The organism is Nonomuraea maheshkhaliensis (assembly GCF_039529435.1).
Lineage (GTDB): Bacteria > Actinomycetota > Actinomycetes > Streptosporangiales > Streptosporangiaceae > Nonomuraea > Nonomuraea maheshkhaliensis.
On sequence record NZ_BAAAMU010000092.1, the window covers coordinates 12,413 to 28,776 of the forward strand.

Here is a 16,364-nt window from a genome sequence, read left to right on the forward strand (position 1 = left end):
ACTTACGTATGTATTATCGGTTCTCGATTACTTACCTAAGTTATCCAAAGGAGCCGTCATGGCGACAGTCGTCGTGCCCGCAGCACGTGAGACGTCGAAGAGAAATCCCTGGCCCGCGGTGGTGGCGTTGTCCGTCGCGGCCTCCATCGCCGCCATGCAGAACACCGCGGTGGTGCCGTTGCTTCCCGTGCTGCAACGGGAGCTGAACACCTCCTTGACCGCCGTGAGCTGGACGCTCACGGTGAGCCTGCTGGTCGGCGCGGTGTCCACGCCGCTGCTCTCCCGCTTCGGCGACATGTACGGCAGGCGCCGCATGATCCTCGGCGCCCTGGCGTTCCTGGTGGCCGGCTCGGTCATGGCGGCCATGGCCACCTCGTTGCCCTGGCTGATCGTGGCCCGGGTGTTGCAGGGCTCCGTCGCCGCGCTCGTCCCCTTGTCCATCGGGGTGGTCCGCGACGCGCTGCCGCGCGCGCAGTTCGCGACCGGCGTCGGCGTGCTCAGCGCGACGATGGGCTTCGGCAGCGGCGGCGGCATGATCCTGGCCGGGCTCGCCGACGGGGACTTCCACCTGGTCTTCTGGATCATCAGCGGCTTCTCGCTGGCGGCCGGCATCGTCGTGGCCTTCCTCGTCCGTGACGCGGCCCCGCCCGTCAAGGGCCGTCCCGACCTGCTCGGGGCCGCGCTGCTCGCCACCTGGCTGGTGGCGCTGCTGCTGGGGATCAGCGAGGGCGGCTCATGGGGCTGGACCTCGCCCGGCGTGCTCGGGCTGTTCGGCGCGGCGGCCGTGCTCGCGGCCGGGTGGGTCGCGGTCGAGCTGAAGGTGGCCGAGCCGCTGGTGGACATGGCGATGCTGGTGCACAGGGGCACGGTCGGCGCGACGGTGTCCTCGATGCTGCTCGGGTTCTCCTTCTTCACCCTGCTGACCGGCATGTCCAGCTTCGCCCAGGCCCCCGTGGGCTTCTCGGCCACGACCCTGGAGGTCGGGCTCTACCTGCTGCCGAGCACACTGTTCATGCTGGTGATCTCGCTGTTCGCGGGCCGGCTGATGCGGCGGCTGCCCGCCGCGTCCATGGTGGCGACGGGCTCACTGGTCACGGGGCTGGCCGCGCTGTGGCTGATCTTCGAGAACGACAGCCCTTGGCACCTGTACGCGGCCTCCTCGCTCATGGGCGTCGGCCTCGGCGTCGGATACGCGGCCCTGGGCACCATGGCCGTCGAGCACGTGGACCAGGGCAAGACGGCCCTGGCCTCCGGGGTGAACGCTCTGGTGCGCATCGTGGGCGGCAGCACGGCGGGTGCGGTGATCGCCGCCATCCTGGCGGCGCGGCCGGGCGCCGGCGGCTACCAGTGGGTCTTCGGGGCAGCCGCCGGGGCGGGCGTCTTGGCCGCGCTCTTCGCGGCCGGGTTCGGATATCTCAACCGCGGGACCGCTGTCATAGCGCCCGTCACTGGGCCCGTCACAGGGCCTTCAGCCCGCTGATCACTTCCAGCAGCACCTTGGCGTCGGGGGCGGGCGGCGGCAGCTCGACCTGGACGAGCTGCTGCGCGTGCAGGTCGCCGACCAGCACGCGGACCACCCCTATGGGCAGGTTCAGCTCGGCCGCCACATCCACCAGACGCGTGGGCTGGGTGCACTTCTGCAGGATGATCAGATGCTCGGGGTCGAGGCCGCGCGGCGGCGCCAGGCCGCCGGCGGTGATGATCACCGCGATGAGGTCGATGGCCTCGCTCGCGGGCACCGTCCGGCCCCTGGTCAGCAGGTAGGCCGGAACGATGGGACCGGCGTCCTCGTCCAGCCAGCGTTCCTCAGTCACTTCGCACCACCCGCATGGGGCGCTCGGACTCCTGCTGAGCCGCCCTCGGGGCCTCGTCCTCTGGCTCTGCCACGTGCTCTTCCGGGATCAACACGATCGCGGTGGTCCCTCCATATGGTGAACCGCGCAACGTCACGCGGATGTCATGCCTGGCGGCCAGGCGGGAAACGACGAAAAGGCCGAGCCTGTCGCTGTCGGCCAGGTCGAACTCCGGCGGGCTGGCCAGCCGCTCGTTGTACTCGGTCAGCTGCTCGTCGCTCATCCCGAACCCGCGGTCCTCCACCTCGAAGGCAAAGCCCCGGGCCGCCGCGTCGCCGCGCACGAAGACCGAGGTGTGCGCGGGGGAGTAGACGGTGGCGTTCTCGATCAGCTCGGCGATGAGGTGGATCACGTCACCGACCACGGGGCCGGCCAGGCGCTGGCCGGACATGGGCTCGACGACGACCCGCTGGTAGTCCTCGACCTCGGCCGCCGCGCCGCGGGCCACGTCGAGCAGCGGCACGGGACGGCTCCAGCCGCGTCCCGGCGTCGCGCCCGACAGGATGATCAGGCCCTCCGCGTGCCGGCGCATGCGGGTGGTGAGGTGGTCGAGCTTGAACAGGTCGTCCAGCTGGCCCGGGTCGGTGGCCCGGTGCTGCATGTCGGCGAGCTGGATGCGCTGGCGGTGCAGCAGCGTCTGGCTGCGCCTGGCCAGGTTCCTGAAGACGTGGCCGACGCCCTCGCTGAGCTGCGCCTGGCCGACCGCGGCCTCGACCGCGGTCTGCTGGACGGTGGAGAAGGCCTTGCCGACGTCGTCGATCTCGACCGTGGTGCTGGTGAGCGACACCTCGGGCACTTCGACGGTCTCGCCCTTGCGCAGCTTGGCGACCACGTGCGGCAGCCGTTCCTGGGCCACCTCCAGGGCGGCCAGCCGGAGCGTCCCGAGCTCCTTGGACAGCCGGTTGCCCATCCGCAGCGAGAACCCGATCGACACGATCACCAGCGCCAGGGCCGTGCCCGCGAGCAGGAACGCCCGCGACAGCACCTCGTCGGCCACCGGCTCCGCGCGCTCGTTCAGCGTCGTGCTGGCCCGCAGCTGGGCCTCCTGGAACGACCTGGCCAGGCCGTCGGTGGTGGACAGCCAGCCCTGCGGCGTGCCGCCGGCGATGATCTGGTCCTCCATCATCCGCAGCCGCTGGTACGCGGGGGAGGTGATGAGGGCGACCTGGGGGTCGCGCAGGGCCGGGTCGAGCTCGCCGAGGCTCTGGTCGACGAGGAAGCGCCGGTTGCCCGTGATCTGGGTGAACAGCCTGCGCTCGGCCCTGGTCACCGTGCCGAGCCCGAGCGCCTGCTCCCTGGTCAGCAGCTCCTTGGCGTAACTCATGTCGATGGTCACGCGGGACTGCTCGTAGATCGGGATGTCGTCGATCATGGCCACCCGCCGGTGCAGGCCGAACAGGGTGTCGATGATCGCGTTGTAGGCCTCCACGGTGTGCAGACGGTCGGACAGGCCCGTGTCGATCTCACCTCGGACCGCGTCGAGCCTGTCTATCTGCGTGTACACCGCGTCCACCTGTGTGCGGATCTCTTCTGATCTGTCCTTGGACTTGACGGAAAGCTGCTTGAAGGCGTCCCGGGCGGCGTCGGTGCGAAGGCGCTGCGCCGCCACGGCGGGCTTTTCGGCACTGTTGCGCAGGAACCTGGCCGAGATCAGGCGCTCGCGCTGGATCTCGGTGATCACTTTGTACGCGGGAAGGCGCAGGTTCGTCCAGACTGTCTTGTACTGACGCAGCTCCAAGCTCTCGCTCGCGGTGACGGCGGTGATGACCCCCCACAACACCACCATGGAGGCCAGTGGCACCAGTAGTAGTCCGATGATCTTCATCCGGATCGTTCGGCTACGACCCATGGCACCTCACTCCGGTTGGTCCCAAGCTGGCAACCCCGGACGGGACAAGCCCCGAGGATAGCAATTGGATCACCAGAATGCCCAATTTTTCGGGACTTTTGGACACACGAGTCCCTCTGGCCTCGATCTTGGAGTAGGTTTCCCGGGAACATCGGCGACAGAGGGAGATGCGTTGCGCCGGCGAGTCTCAGCGGCCCCCGCGTCCGTCCTGGTGTCGATCCTGGCGGCGGTGCTGCTCGCGGCCTGCTCACCGCCGACCGAGGTGCGTCAGGCCCCGGTGGGTGAGTCGCCCTTCGTCTACGTCAAGAACACCGACATCATCACCGAGTGGGACCCCGCTCGCTCCTACTCGAACGAGATCATCGCCTTCCAGAACGTCTACGAGACCCTCACGCTCTGGAACCCGGTCACCAAGAAGTCGGCGCCCCGCCTGGCCACCGGATGGCGCTCCACGGCCGACGGCAGGAGCTGGACCTTCACCCTGCGCTCCGGCGTGACGTTCCACACCGGCAACCCGCTGGACGCCGAGGCGGTCAAAGCCTCGATCGAGCGGACGATGCGCGCCAGGACCGGCGCCTCCTACATCTGGGACGCCGTCTCGTCCATCCGGGTCGAGGGGCCGCTGACGGTGACGTTCGCGCTGAAATACCCCGTTCCGCTGGACCTGGTGGTCTCCGCCGGGTACGCGGCCTACATCTACGACACCAAGGCTGCCCCCGACCTCGGCAAGTGGCTCGCGCAGGGCAGGGACGCCGGGTCGGGGCCCTACACGGTGGCGAAGTGGAACAAGGGCAAGGAGGACGAGCTCACGCTCAAGGCGTACGACGGGTACTGGGGCGGGTGGAACGAGCGGCCGCACTACAACACGGTCAGGTACCGGGTCGTGCCCGACCCCGAGCGGGCGTACCGGATGCTGCAGCGCGGCGAGGCGAGCTTCACGGACCGGCTCGACCCGAAGCTGTTCGCCCAGGCCGGCGCCGCGCCGGGCATCCGCACCTCCGACCGGCCCTCGTTCACCACGGCCATGATGCTGTTCAACACCGCGACCGGCCCCATGAAGGACATCAGGGTGCGCAAGGCGGTGCAGTACGCCATCGACTACCGCGGCATCGTCAAGGCGCTCAAGGGCTCCGTGACGCCGGCCAGCGGCGTCATCCCGGAAGGACTGCTCGGCCACGTGCCGGGGCGGGTGCCCGAGCAGGACCTGGAGAGCGCCACCCGGCTGCTGCAGGAGGCCGGCTACGGCCCCGGCGGCGCGCCGCTGCGGCTCCGGCTGACCTACGGAGAGGGCGAGGCCGACGAGGAGGTGCTGGCCAAGCGGCTACGCGCGGCGCTGCGCCCGCTCAACGTCACCCTCAAGGTCGAGGGCATGCACTGGAACGCGCAGTGGGAGCGGGGCAAGAAGCGCGGCCAGGACATCTTCGTCATGTACTGGTGGCCCGACTACGCCGACGGCTATTCCTACTTCGGCCAGGTCTTCCGCGCCGCGAACCCGCCCGAGTTCAATCTGACCTACCTCAACGACCACCGCCTTGACGCCATGCTCGACACGGTGCCCGAGCTGACGGTGACCGACAAGCCCGCGGCGCAGCGGGTGTACGAGCAGGCCACGGCACGCGTGCTCGACGAGCGGGCCGCCGCCGCGCTGCCCTGGGTGGTCAAGTCACGGCGGGCGTTCCTGGGCGGCATCCAGGGATATGACGACAACCCGGCCTATCCGGACGTCGTCTTCGTCTACGACCTCAAGCCGTCGGGCTGAGAACCTTCCGCCGGGCTCTCCACCCGCTCCCGCAACCGCGCCCTGATCTCTTCGGGTGTGTACGCGCGCCGGCGCCGTTCGGCCCGCGCGATGACCACGCCCGTCGCCGCCACACCCATGATTCCCGCCAGACCGAGCATCTTCCACCAGCGCATGTTGCCTAGGCTAGCCCTGTGCTGACTCTCGACGAAGCCGTCAAGGTGACCAGGACCGGCGATCTGTGGGTCTTCCGCGGCCGTTCCGTGCCCGACCGCGCCATCCAGACGATGACCAACAGCCCGGTCAACCACGTCGGCATGGCCATCGTGATCGAGGACCTGCCGCCCATGATGTGGCACGCCGAACTGGGCAAGTCGCTGCTCGACCTGTGGTCGGGCACCCACCATCGCGGCGTGCAGCTGCACGACCTGCGCGCCGCGGTCACGACGTGGGCCGACCGCTACGACCAGCGCGCCTGGCTGCGCCAGCTGGAGCCGGAGGCCACGCAGGAGATGGAGGACGCCGCCCTGCGCACGGTCGCCCGGCTCGACGGCACCCCGTTCCCCTCCACCGCCAGGCTGGCCGCCCGCTGGGCCAGGGGGCGCGTGCCGCGCCGCACGCGTAAGGACGAGACGCTGGAGCGCGCCTACTGCGCCGAGGTGGTGGCCGTCACCTACGAGGAGATGGGCCTGCTGCCCGCCGGGCGCCGCCCCAACTGGTACGACCCCGGCAGGTTCTGGAGCGGCGACGACCTAGACCTGCTCCTCGGCCGCCGACTCGGCAACGAGATCACGGTCGGGGTCGAGCTGGAGCGCGCCCGCCGCCCCTGATCCCATACAGGGCATGACTAGCGTGAACGTCGCCGTGATCGGCGTGGGCAACTGCGTCTCCTCCCTGGTCCAGGGCGTCGAGTACTACCGCGACGGCGACGCCCCCGGCCTGCCGAACCCCGTCTGCGCCGGCTACGCCGTCTCCCAGGTCCGCTTCACCGCCGCCTTCGACGTGGGCGCCGCCAAGCTCGGCCGTGACCTGTCGGAGGCCATCTGGGCCGAGCCGAACAACGCCAGGAGGTTCGCCGGCGTGCCGCCTCTCGGCGTGCCCGTCGCCGAGGGCATGCTGGCCGACGGCGTGGGCCCCGGCTCGGCCGGACTGATCGATCCGCGCGGCGGCGCCACGCCGGGTGAGGTCGCCGCCCACCTCAGGCGGACCGGCAGCCACGTCGTGCTGAACTTCCTGCCCACCGGCGCGCAGCGGGCCACCGAGCTGTACGCGGCGGCCGCCGTCGAGGCCGGATGCGCTTTCGTGAACTGCATGCCGGCCGTGCTCGCCCGTTCGCCGGAATGGCGCGCCCGCTTCGCCGCGGCCGGGCTGCCGCTGGTGGGCGACGACCTGAAGAGCTCGTTCGGCGCGACGCTGGTGCACAGGGCGCTGGTCGAGGCCCTGACGGCGAGCGGAGTCCACCTCACCGGCGGCCACCAGCTGCTGGCCGGCGGCAACATGGACTTCGTCAACCTGGAGGACCCCGAGCGGATGAAGAGCAAAAAGGCCACCAAGTCCACCGGTGCCGGGACGCCCACCCACGTCAGTGCTCAATACCTGCCCTTCATGGACGATCGCAAGGTCGCCTACATCCGGCTGGACGGCGTGGGCTTCGGCGCCTCCCCGCTGGAGCTGGAGCTGCGCATGGTCGTCGAGGACTCGCCCAGCGCCGCGGGCAACGCCCTGGACGCCGCGCGGCACGCCAAGGCCGCCCTCGACCAGGGCGTCGGCGGCCTGCTCGAAGAGGTCTGCCTGGCGCTGATGAAGGCGGTCTGACGCACTAGGGTCGGTCGGGATGGACATCCGCGTGCTCGGCCCCGTCGACGTGCTCGAAGACGGAGCCAGGATCCCGGTCGAGGGGGCGCAACAGCGGGCGCTGGAGCTGTGGCGCGGGCAGCCGCTCCAGGGCATCGGCACGCCCTGGGTCGAGCACCGCGTCCGCGTACCGCTGCTCAAGGAGCTGTGGGACCTGCTGGAAGAGCACGCCGCCACCCTGATCGAGCTGAGCCGCCACCGCGAGGTGCCCCCGCTGCTGCGCGGCGTCCGGCACGACGAGCCGCTGCGGGAGACCCCGCACGCGCTGGCCATGACGGCGCTCTGGCACGACGGGCGCACGGCCGAGGCGCTCCACCTCTTCCACGACGTGCGGCGGCTGCTGGCGGACGAGCTGGGCGTCGACCCCGGCCCCCGCCTGCGCGAGCTGCACCAGCGCATCCTCGAAGGCCATGCACCGCCCGCGCCGCCGCGCCGCTGCTCGCCCCCTCCATCGAGCTGCTCCCGCTGACCGGTGACGACCCGCCGGCCGACGCGGAGGAGTTCGCCGGCGCCGAGGAGGGGAACGTGGTCCGCAGCTCGTGCCCCGGGTCCCCGCCGAGCTGGTCGGCCAGCTGCCGCCGGGTGCGCTCGTACAGTTCAAGCGCCTCCGCCCGGCGTCCCACCCGGGAGAAGGCCGTCATGAGCAGCGACACCAGCCGTTCCCTGTGCGGCGCGCCCGTCACGACCGCCCGCAGCGGCGCGACGGCGCGTTCCGGCTGGTCCAGCCGCAGCCGCCGGCGGGCCAGCTCCTCGACGGCCGTCAGCCGCGCCTCCTCCAGCTCGACCGCCGCCACCTCCAGCGACCGGCCGCACCCCGCCCCGCCGAGCGCGGGCCCCGTCCACAGCCCGAGCGCCAGCTCCAGCAGATCGGCCCCCGGCTCCTCGCCCGCCTCCGCCGCCGCGGCGACCAGCCGGCGGAAACGCAGCGCGTCCACGCTCTCGGGGTCGGCTCGCAACGTGTAGCCGGACGAGCCCGTCTTCACCTCCGCACCCGCGTGGCGCAGCCGGTACACGTGTCCCTGCACGGTCATCCGCGCACTGTCCGGGGGATCTCCCTTCGCCGCCGTCGCCACGACCCAGCCGGGCAGCGCCTCCGCCACCACGGTCGCCGACGCCCGTGATCGGCTTGTACCCGGGCAGTGGCTGCTGCCGGGACGGTCGCTGACCTCGGGAGGCGGCCGGTTCAAGCTCGTCCAGCAGGCGAAGGGGAACCTGGTCTTCTACGACGGCACCAAGGCCCTGTGGTCCCCGCCCACCGCGGGCAACCCCGGGGCCAAGGCGACCATGCAGAAGGAGGGCAACCTCGTCATCTACGGGCCCGGCGACAAGCCGCTGTGGTCCACGGCCACGGCCGGCAACCCCGGCGCGTACCTGCTGCTGCCCAAGGAGAGCGGCAACCTGGTGATCTGCAGCAGGGACAACCGGCCGCTGTGGTCCTCGAAGGTCTCCATCGGCAAGCTCCCCTCCGGGCACGTGCTGCGGGCAGGGCAGTCGATCCAGTCGGCCAACGGCCGGTACCGGCTGGTGCAGCGGGACGAGGGCAACGCGGTCCTGTACGACGGCCGCCGCAGCCTGTTCACCACGCCGACGGCCGGGCACCCGGGGGCGCGCTCGATCATGCAGGCGGAGGGCAACTGGGTGGTGGTCGGCCGCGACGACAAGGCGCTGTGGACGACCAAGACGGCGGGTAACCCGGGGCGTGGCTCGCGGTCACCGACGACGGCCGGATCATCATCTACTCCCAGGCCGGCAAGCCCCTCTGGACCAGCCGCTGACCCAGCGGTCTCGGGGCGGGGTGGCTCCTGCGCGGAGGCCGGGCCGGTGGCAGGCTAGGGGAATGCGCCTGGCAACCTGGAACGTGAACTCGGTCAAGGCACGGCTGCCCCGCCTGCTCGAATGGCTCGCCGAGGCCCGGCCCGACATCGCGTGCCTCCAGGAGACCAAGTGCGCCGCCGAGGCGTTCCCCGCGGCGGAGGTGGGCGAACTGGGCTACACCGCCGCCGCCCACGGCGACGGACGCTGGAACGGCGTCGCGCTCCTGTCCAGGGCCGGGCTGACGGACGTCACGCTGGGCTTCCCCGGCGAACCCGGCTTCGGCGAGCTCGACAGCGCCGGCGCCGCCCGCCCCGAAGCCCGGGCCATCGGCGCGACCTGCGGCGGGATCCGGGTGTGGTCCCTGTACGCGCCCAACGGCCGTACCGTCGACTCGCCCCACTACGCGTACAAACTCGCCTGGTTCGCCGCCCTGCGCGACGCCCTCGCCCCCGAGCTGGCCGCCGGGCCGCTGGTGGCCTGCGGCGACTACAACGTGGCGCCGACGGACGCCGACGTGTGGGACCCCGCCCTGTTCGCAGGCTCCACCCACGTCACACCCCCCGAACGGCGGGCCCTGGCCGAGCTGCGCGACCTCGGCCTGACGGACGTGGTGCCGACACCGATGAAGGGCCCGCATCCCTACACGTACTGGGACTATCGGGCCGGGATGTTCCACCAGAACAAGGGCATGCGCATCGACCTGGTGTACGCGAGCGCGGACGTGGCCGGGCAGGTGCGGTCCGCGTACGTCGATCGTGAGGCCCGCAAGGGGAAAGGCCCGTCCGATCACGCGCCGATCGTGGTCGACCTCGAGCGATAAAGGCAATTACAAACCGCTGTCGGCCGAGTATTCTGTGTTCTCATATCTTTCGGGGGGATAAGCAGATCAAGGACCACGAGGGGGGATCTCCGTGGAACCTGCCGATGGACGCGTCATTCTCTTCATCCTCATCGGGATCGCCGTCTTCGCCTTGGGGCGGCGCTTCCAGAACATGATCATCATGCGTCAGGTCTGGAAGCAGAGCGCCAAGCAGGTGACGGCCAGAAAGGTCGTCGCGCACAATGCGGCGAAGTCGATGATCGGAATCACGGTCGTAGCGCTGTTCGTGATCTGGCTCACCCTCAACCTCAACCGCATCATGTGAGCGGCGCCCACAGGGCCGACGGCAGGGCGAAGAAACGGCGTCATGCGGGGGCGTTCACTGACGTGCGTTCACTGACGTGCGAGCGGCCTGTTGACCGACGGCCGCCATGGACGTGCGAGTGGCCCGACCGTCGGCCCTTGACCACGGCCGTCATGGCGGCCCGACCGTCGGCCTTTGACCGACAACCGTTGACCGTTGACCGTTGACCGTTGACATCAGGCTGGCATTCGGCGGCGCAGGGCCCAGGCGGTGACCACGGCCACCCCGGCCGCCGCCAACCCCACCGCCCGCGTCAACCGTACGGCGCGCCGGATGTCCCTGACCGCCGGCCTGGGGCCGTCCCCCATCGTCGGCCGCTCCTCCACCCTGCCCGCGTACACGTTCGTCCCGCCCAACCGCACCCCGAGCGCGCCGGCGAAAGCGGCCTCGCACCGCCCCGCGTTCGGGCTGGGATGCCGGTTCCCGTCCCGGCGCAGCACGGCCCGCGCCTGCCCGGGATCGGGCCCGGTCAGCACGGTGAGCGCCCCGGTGAGCCGGGCGGGCACGTAGTTCGCGACGTCGTCGAGCCGGGCGGCGGCCCAGCCGAACCGCTCGTACCTGGGGGAGTGATGCCCGATCATGGCGTCCAGCGTGTTGATCGCCCGGTACGCCAGCAGCCCCGGCACCCCCGCCACGGCCCCCCAGAACAGCGGGGCCACGACGGCGTCCGAGGTGTTCTCGGCCAGCGACTCGACCGTGGCCCGCGCCACCTCGGCCGCGTCCAGCCGGCTGGGGTCACGGCCGCACAGGTGGGGCAGCCGGGCCCTGGCGCGTTCCAGATCGGCACCCTCAAGCGCGTCGGCCAGGTAGTCGCCCTCGCGGGCGAGCGTCGTGCCCCCGAGCACCGCCCAGGTCGCGGCAGCGGTCACGGCCGTACGCACGACCCGGTTGGGTGCGTACCGCATCGCCACCACACCCAGCGCGGCCGAACCACCGACACACACGGCGACGTGCAACACGCCCCGGGCTCGATCGTCGTCGTACAAGGCCGCTTCGAGCTTCGACGCGCCTCGCCCGAACAACGCGACAGGATGAACGGAACTACGCGGATCGGCGATCAGCCGGTCGAGGGCAACGCCGAGGGCGAGCCCCAGAGGGTCATACCAGATGGGCATGAAGCTCATCTTCGTGCACATCCAGCCATGCGGCCGCCCGACGGATCCGCGTCCCGGCGCCGCCCGCCCACATCTTCGCCCAGTTCCCGCCGGCCGCGGCGCGGGTGCGCATGACGGCGTACGAACGATGAAACCGCAGCCTGGCCAGGCTGAGCAGCCGCCGCCGCTCGCGAGCGGAAACCCCATAAGCGTCACAGAAGAGCCGCAACCGCGCGCCCACATCAACCGTACGGAGAAGCGGAGCCCGATCAACGGGATCAGCGATGGGAGCCCAATGCCGCAGAGTCGTCACGATGTCGAACAGCCGCGTAGTAGGCCGAGCCAAATCAAAGTCAATCATCGCGTACGGCCCGCCACCACCGGCTGCCGCCAGGGAGCCCGAGCCCGAAGGGGACGCGGACTCGAACGAGGCCGGGGCCGGGGCCGGGGCCCGAAAAATCACATTATCCGGCGTTAAATCACAATGCCCGATCACTTCCGGCGCCGCATCATCATTAGACCCCCCTTCCCACCCCTCCATCGTGAGTGGAAACCCGGCCGTAGCATCATGAAACCGCCGCACCAGCAGCGCCAGCCCCGCCAACGCCTCATCACTCACACTCTCGACCCGCAACCCGGTCGTACCAGGCAGATAGGTGAGAATCTCCCGACCGAGCCCATCCATCCCCACAACCCGCGGGGCGCCGTCGAACCCGGCCGCTTCCAGGTGTCTGAGCAGGGCGTGCACGGCGGGCGTCGACGTACTGGCCGGTCTGCGCACGGTGTCACCGACGCGCACCACCCCGTCTGTCACGTCCCCGCCCTGCAGGGGAATCTCATGCAGGAGCGTCGCGACCATGGCGAGATAGCTTAGACCCATTCGCCCCGCGTCCGCCCAGCCTTTTCCAACCCTCCCCATCGCCCCCGCGCCCGCCGGCCTGGCGCTTCATGCCGCTCCCGCTGCCACCGGCAGCGTCCCGAATGACCTTGCTAGGCGGTATGGTCGCCACGCCGAGGATGACGCCGGCGGCGAAGCCGAGGACGAGGCGGCGGTGCCGGCCGATGCGGTCCGAAACCGACTACGCCACCCACCGCCACCACCGCGCCGACGTCGGCCTCACAGCCGGCTCAGCCCTGATCGCCCACAGCCTCCTGGACGGAACCGCCATCGGCGCCGCCCACCGGACGGACACGCCCCTGACCGTCACCGTGGCGATAGGAGTAATCGCTCACGACTTCACAGACGGCTTCCACACGTACAAGACCATCTCCCCCCACGGCAACGCCCGCCACCGCCCCCCACCCTCGACGCCCTGGCCCCGTAACAGGCGCAACCCTGACCTCCGTCATCTCCATCCTGGACGGCCTCCTGGCCACCTCCGATATCCTCCGTGAGGCCCTCACCCCCGCCGCGCCACCGGCTGGACCATGACGGCCACAGTGCTGGGGACGCTGTTCATGCGGGGTGTGATCGGCCTGACAGACTGACACGACGAAAACATGTACGTGACATGTCGCCGGATCATGCACAATAAGGCGGGAGCGCCCTTAGCTCAGCTGGATAGAGCATCGGACTTCTAATCCGACGGTCGCAGGTTCGAATCCTGCAGGGCGCGCGTTCGAGACCAGGCAATCCACGGGTTGACCTGGTCTTTTGCATGATCGTCCCGATTGCCTCGTAGGCAGCGGGAGGCGGCCCGAAGCAGCCCTGTGCCACTCTTCGCGGAACATACGCGGAATGCCCGCAACCACGTTTCCCCAGGTCGGCCTGGGAGTTTCGCGGCCCGGAGCGGCGAAAGGACCCCGAGGTGTCCCGGGGTCCTGCCGTAGCTCCTGTGTCACGCCGCGAGCGCTTCCAAGATGCGCCGGTTGGCGATCTCCTGTTGGCCGTCGATGCACTTGGCGTAGACACGCAGCATCACGTCCACACCGTGCCCCGCTCTCTCGGCCACTTCCGGGGCATGCACTCCCGCGTTGAGCCAGAGCGACACGGCAGCGTGCCGCAGGTCGTATGGTCGGCCCGCCAGGGGAGAGGCGACCTGGTCGGGAGTGAAGGCGTACGTCCGGGCTTCCTGCCAGACCTTCGCGTACGCCGAGCCCGAGATCACGCCGCCCGTGCGCGTACGGAAGAGCCGGCCATCCTCGCCAACGCCGAACGCCGCGATGTGACCCCGCAGAATGGCCACCAGCTCAGGCGGGACGGGCACGGTACGCGTGTGCTTCACGTCCCGATGCTTCAACCCGCGCTCATCGTGAGCCCGCCCGGAGTCGGTGAACCGCCTATTGCTCTGCGGCCTGGTTTTCTCCAGCGTCAGCAGCCCCCAACCCTTCTCTGGGAGCTGACAGTCCTTGTGCCGTAGTCCCGCCGCTTCTGCCGGGCGAAGACCGCCGAAGTACATGCAAGCGAACATGGCAGCCAGCATCGGCCCGCGCGAGCGCCCCACGTAGGTCACCGCGATGAGCAGTTCACGTGCCTGCCTTGGGCTGACCACCGAGCGCCGATCGATCTCGCCGCTCACCTTGGCCTTGCGGAACTTGACCTTGTGCAGTGGGTTCGCCGAAAGTTCCTCCAGCTCCACGGCGTATTCGAGCGCGTGATGGAAGACGGTCCGCTTGTGGCGGTACGTCGAGGTGGCCGCAGGCTTCCCGTCCAGGCACAGCGCCAGGGCTTCCAGCGCCGCACGGGCGTGCTTGGTCTCTTCGAGAGCCGTCAGCAGGAGCGAAGCACCTTCCAGCCAGCGGACAGCGCGGGCGATCTCCGGTGTCGGCTCCCGTCGGCGATCCTCGGGCAGGAAGGAGTACTCGCGCAGTGCCCGCCGGATGATCTCGTCGGACGGTCGGCCGGGTACGTCGCCGACCAGAACGCGGGTGACGGTGGCGAGAGTGTCGGTCATGCCTTCCCGGGACTTGGCCGCCGCGTGAGGCCACCACGCGTGGACGTACGCGACGGCGAAGGCGTACCAGGTCCGGGCATCCTTGGCCTTGACCATCGAAGCGGGAAGGCCGCTGTCCACGTCGAAGGCTTCGCCCTTCTTCGCCGCCTGCCGCAGATCGGACAGGAAGCTTTCGGCCAGCCCCTTGGTCTTGAAGGTTTGCGACTTCTCGCGGTTGCCGACCGTCCACCGCACCGTGTGGGAGACGATCCGAGGCTTCTTGCCGGGCTTGTCCGCTCTGGTGTTGGTGCGGATATCCCAGAACTTGACCTTGTAGGAGGTGGTCATACGGCGCTCCTGAGGGATTCGAGCCAGGCGTCGAGGTCGCTGCGGTAGATGCGGAGTTCGCCGTTGGGCAGGCGGATGCCCTCCGGTGCCTTGCCGATCTCGCGCCAGCGGTAGAAGGTGCGGCGGGAGACTCCGCCGAGTTCGTCGAGGACTTGAGCAACGGTCAATAGTTCGTCTCGCTTGGTCACGCCGCCCTCCCCATGTCCTCGGTTGCCGAAAGATCTTGACCGGCTGCTCTGGCCTCCAGCTCTCGCAGATGGGCTCGCCAGCGCTGCCGTTCAGCCACGGTGCGCAGGAGGCGTACGGCAAGAGGCGGCACGTTGGCGTCTCCGGCCGGGACGGGCCGCCAGATGTAGCGGTGTGGATCTGTGGGTTGGTCGGCCTGACCGAGAGCTTCGAGGACCCAAGTGCGGCGGTCCCGCTTGTGCTCGGCGAGGGTCTTGTTGGACCACTTGCGGCTGACGAGGATGCGGCGTCCGGCGTAGCCGAGGTGGTCGGGCTTGTGGGCCTTGCCACGGCAGCGGCCGGGTTGCATGCCGGGCTTGGCTCCCTTGGGCTGGACGCCGTAGCGGAGCCAGTTGGGGCAGGTGGGTGAGCAGGGTTCGTAGCGGAGAGCGTCGAGCATGCGGCGGCGTGGTCGCACTGGGCCTGGCCGCCGTCGAGGGCGTCGCCGAGGCTCTTGGTGAGGTACTTGGACAAATAACGGATGCACTGGTCGGCGTCCGGGGTGCCGGCCAAGACGCCTTGGACATCGATCTGTTCGCCGAAACGGAGCACGTGCAGTGGTTCGGCGTCCTCGTCGAGCGCGTCGAGGGCTTCGTCCCACGTGGGCAGGACCTCGCCAGTAGTCGGGTCGAGGTAGCCGGTGCCGTCCTGCCAGACCGGCAGATGCTCGCCCTCGAAGACGACCTCGCCAGCTTGGGGCCACCAGACCTGGTGATAGGTCGCGGCGGCTATCTGCTTGATCTCGGCTCGTGGGAGCGTTCCACGGATGGCCATGTGTAGGTGTGGTGCGAGTCGCTTCTGGGGCTCTACCGAGGCGAAGTACTGCACGTCATAGCCCGCGACGCGGCGCAGGTTCTGCACGAAGCGGTCCACGAGCCTGGAGAAGTGCAGCGCGTCCCGTGCGGCACGCCGGTAGTCATAGGTGTCGGGGTCGATGGGGACGCCGTCGCGTACCTTGCCGTACGAGGGCAAGGTGAGCGTGACGAACAGGGACGGCTGATAAATCGTGCCGTCGCTGCCGCGGAAGGTGCGTCCAAGGGTGGTGCTGGTCATCTTGCGCTTGGGCAGGTCGGGCGCGTCCTGGCGTCGCCGGGTGGAGCGGGAGCGCTTTGCGGTGGTACGACCGAGGACGTTGCCGCGCATGCCTGCGGCGTTGATCTCCTCGTCCAGACCGGTGATGATCGCGTCGAGTTCGGTGGTGTCGTCGCCGGCCTTTTCGGCGGCTTCGCGCTGGGCTTGGTAGTCGGCGCGGAACTCCACCAGCCAGCGCTGTTCCTCGTTGGGTTCGTCGGGTGTGATGGTGGGTTCTTCGTCGAGGTGCCAGCCTTCGCGGCATTGAGCCTTGCGGAGCTGCTTGTTGCGCTTGGCGCAGGGCGGGCACTTGCTGTCGAGGGTGGCCCCGCACGGGACGTCGATGACCTCCCAGGTGCCGGTGTGGGTGTCGAGGCGCTTGAGCGGGATCGGGCGGATGCAGACGCCGTATTGCTTGGCGACCTCTACGAGCACGTCGCGGGCCAGCGGCATGGCCTGG

At 69.8% G+C, this 16,364-nt stretch carries 15 protein-coding genes, 1 tRNA gene and 2 pseudogenes; 9 read left to right on the forward strand and 9 right to left on the reverse strand.

Annotated features, from left to right (window positions below; genetic code table 11):
* Positions 1-58 precede the first annotated feature (58 nt).
* Positions 59-1,480 carry an MFS transporter gene (locus tag ABFX54_RS40720; protein ID WP_346112201.1) on the forward strand — a complete coding sequence of 474 codons (1,422 nt, stop codon included), beginning with the start codon at positions 59-61 and terminating at the stop codon, positions 1,478-1,480.
* On the opposite strand, the gene ABFX54_RS40725 is transcribed toward ABFX54_RS40720, so the two are convergent.
* Together ABFX54_RS40725 and ABFX54_RS40730 are read right to left on the reverse strand one after the other, a co-directional pair.
* A complete protein-coding gene (locus tag ABFX54_RS40725; RefSeq protein ID WP_106249159.1) occupies positions 1,458-1,814 on the reverse strand; it encodes a DUF742 domain-containing protein in 357 nt (118 codons plus the stop codon). The two genes, ABFX54_RS40720 and ABFX54_RS40725, sit on opposite strands and share 23 nt — an antisense overlap.
* Positions 1,807-3,678 carry a sensor histidine kinase gene (locus tag ABFX54_RS40730; protein WP_346112202.1) on the reverse strand — a complete coding sequence of 624 codons (1,872 nt, stop codon included), beginning with the start codon at positions 3,676-3,678 and terminating at the stop codon, positions 1,807-1,809. The genes ABFX54_RS40725 and ABFX54_RS40730 overlap by 8 nt, the downstream gene beginning before the upstream one ends.
* Before the next feature lie 196 nt (positions 3,679-3,874).
* Between ABFX54_RS40730 and ABFX54_RS40735 the strand changes: the two genes are divergently transcribed.
* A complete protein-coding gene (locus tag ABFX54_RS40735; protein WP_346112203.1) occupies positions 3,875-5,461 on the forward strand; it encodes an ABC transporter substrate-binding protein in 1,587 nt (528 codons plus the stop codon).
* Here ABFX54_RS40735 and ABFX54_RS40740 read toward each other — a convergent pair.
* Complete coding sequence (locus ABFX54_RS40740) at positions 5,437-5,616, reverse strand: hypothetical protein (RefSeq protein WP_346112229.1); 180 nt, start codon at positions 5,614-5,616, stop codon at positions 5,437-5,439. The two genes, ABFX54_RS40735 and ABFX54_RS40740, sit on opposite strands and share 25 nt — an antisense overlap.
* 21 nt (positions 5,617-5,637) lie before the next feature.
* Here ABFX54_RS40740 and ABFX54_RS40745 point away from each other — a divergent pair, with 21 nt between their 5' ends.
* The 3 genes from ABFX54_RS40745 to ABFX54_RS40755 are packed head-to-tail and all read left to right on the forward strand — an operon-like array spanning position 5,638 to position 7,763.
* Positions 5,638-6,270 (forward strand): hypothetical protein, encoded by a 633-nt coding sequence (locus ABFX54_RS40745; protein WP_346112224.1) that lies wholly within the window; start codon positions 5,638-5,640, stop codon positions 6,268-6,270.
* A gap of 13 nt (positions 6,271-6,283) precedes the next feature.
* Complete coding sequence (locus ABFX54_RS40750; RefSeq protein ID WP_346112204.1) at positions 6,284-7,255, forward strand: inositol-3-phosphate synthase; 972 nt, start codon at positions 6,284-6,286, stop codon at positions 7,253-7,255.
* Positions 7,256-7,274: 19 nt separating this feature from the next.
* Positions 7,275-7,763, forward strand: a complete 489-nt coding sequence (locus tag ABFX54_RS40755) for an AfsR/SARP family transcriptional regulator (RefSeq protein WP_346112205.1) — start codon at positions 7,275-7,277, stop codon at positions 7,761-7,763.
* A 118-nt stretch (positions 7,764-7,881) separates the two neighbouring features.
* On the opposite strand, the pseudogene ABFX54_RS57185 reads toward ABFX54_RS40755, so the two are convergent.
* Positions 7,882-8,325: pseudogene (locus tag ABFX54_RS57185) on the reverse strand (AfsR/SARP family transcriptional regulator); the annotation flags it as partial.
* 253 nt (positions 8,326-8,578) lie between these two features.
* On the opposite strand from ABFX54_RS57185, the gene ABFX54_RS40765 reads away from it, so the two are divergent.
* From ABFX54_RS40765 to ABFX54_RS40775, 3 genes are all read left to right on the forward strand, one after another.
* Entirely contained in the window at positions 8,579-9,127 is a 549-nt protein-coding gene (locus ABFX54_RS40765) for a hypothetical protein (RefSeq protein WP_346112207.1), read from the forward strand.
* A gap of 4 nt (positions 9,128-9,131) precedes the next feature.
* On the forward strand, positions 9,132-9,929 hold the full coding sequence (locus tag ABFX54_RS40770; RefSeq protein ID WP_346112208.1) for an exodeoxyribonuclease III: 798 nt from the start codon (positions 9,132-9,134) through the stop codon (positions 9,927-9,929).
* A 91-nt stretch (positions 9,930-10,020) separates the two neighbouring features.
* Positions 10,021-10,254: a hypothetical protein gene (locus ABFX54_RS40775; RefSeq protein ID WP_346112209.1), complete on the forward strand. Its 234-nt coding sequence runs from the start codon at positions 10,021-10,023 to the stop codon at positions 10,252-10,254.
* Between the two features lie 215 nt (positions 10,255-10,469).
* Here ABFX54_RS40775 and ABFX54_RS40780 read toward each other — a convergent pair whose 3' ends face one another.
* Together ABFX54_RS40780 and ABFX54_RS40785 are read right to left on the reverse strand one after the other, a co-directional pair.
* The gene (locus ABFX54_RS40780; RefSeq protein ID WP_346112210.1) at positions 10,470-11,408 is read right to left on the reverse strand and encodes a cobalamin biosynthesis protein; all 939 of its coding nucleotides are present in this window, start codon (positions 11,406-11,408) and stop codon (positions 10,470-10,472) included.
* The gene (locus ABFX54_RS40785) at positions 11,392-12,246 is read right to left on the reverse strand and encodes an aminoglycoside phosphotransferase family protein (protein WP_346112211.1); all 855 of its coding nucleotides are present in this window, start codon (positions 12,244-12,246) and stop codon (positions 11,392-11,394) included. The genes ABFX54_RS40780 and ABFX54_RS40785 overlap by 17 nt, the downstream gene beginning before the upstream one ends.
* A gap of 683 nt (positions 12,247-12,929) precedes the next feature.
* Here ABFX54_RS40785 and ABFX54_RS40790 point away from each other — a divergent pair.
* Positions 12,930-13,003: transfer RNA gene (locus ABFX54_RS40790), tRNA-Arg, on the forward strand.
* A gap of 222 nt (positions 13,004-13,225) precedes the next feature.
* Here ABFX54_RS40790 and ABFX54_RS57190 read toward each other — a convergent pair.
* The 3 genes and pseudogenes from ABFX54_RS57190 to ABFX54_RS40805 form a co-directional block, all read right to left on the reverse strand.
* Positions 13,226-14,608: a tyrosine-type recombinase/integrase gene (locus tag ABFX54_RS57190; protein WP_428834624.1), complete on the reverse strand. Its 1,383-nt coding sequence runs from the start codon at positions 14,606-14,608 to the stop codon at positions 13,226-13,228.
* A complete protein-coding gene (locus tag ABFX54_RS40795) occupies positions 14,605-14,796 on the reverse strand; it encodes a helix-turn-helix transcriptional regulator (protein WP_346112226.1) in 192 nt (63 codons plus the stop codon). Before ABFX54_RS40795 ends, ABFX54_RS57190 begins: the two co-directional genes overlap by 4 nt.
* Positions 14,793-16,357, reverse strand: a pseudogene (locus ABFX54_RS40805) (replication initiator). The gene ABFX54_RS40795 and the pseudogene ABFX54_RS40805 overlap by 4 nt, the downstream one beginning before the upstream one ends.
* Between the last annotated feature and the right edge of the window lie 7 nt (positions 16,358-16,364).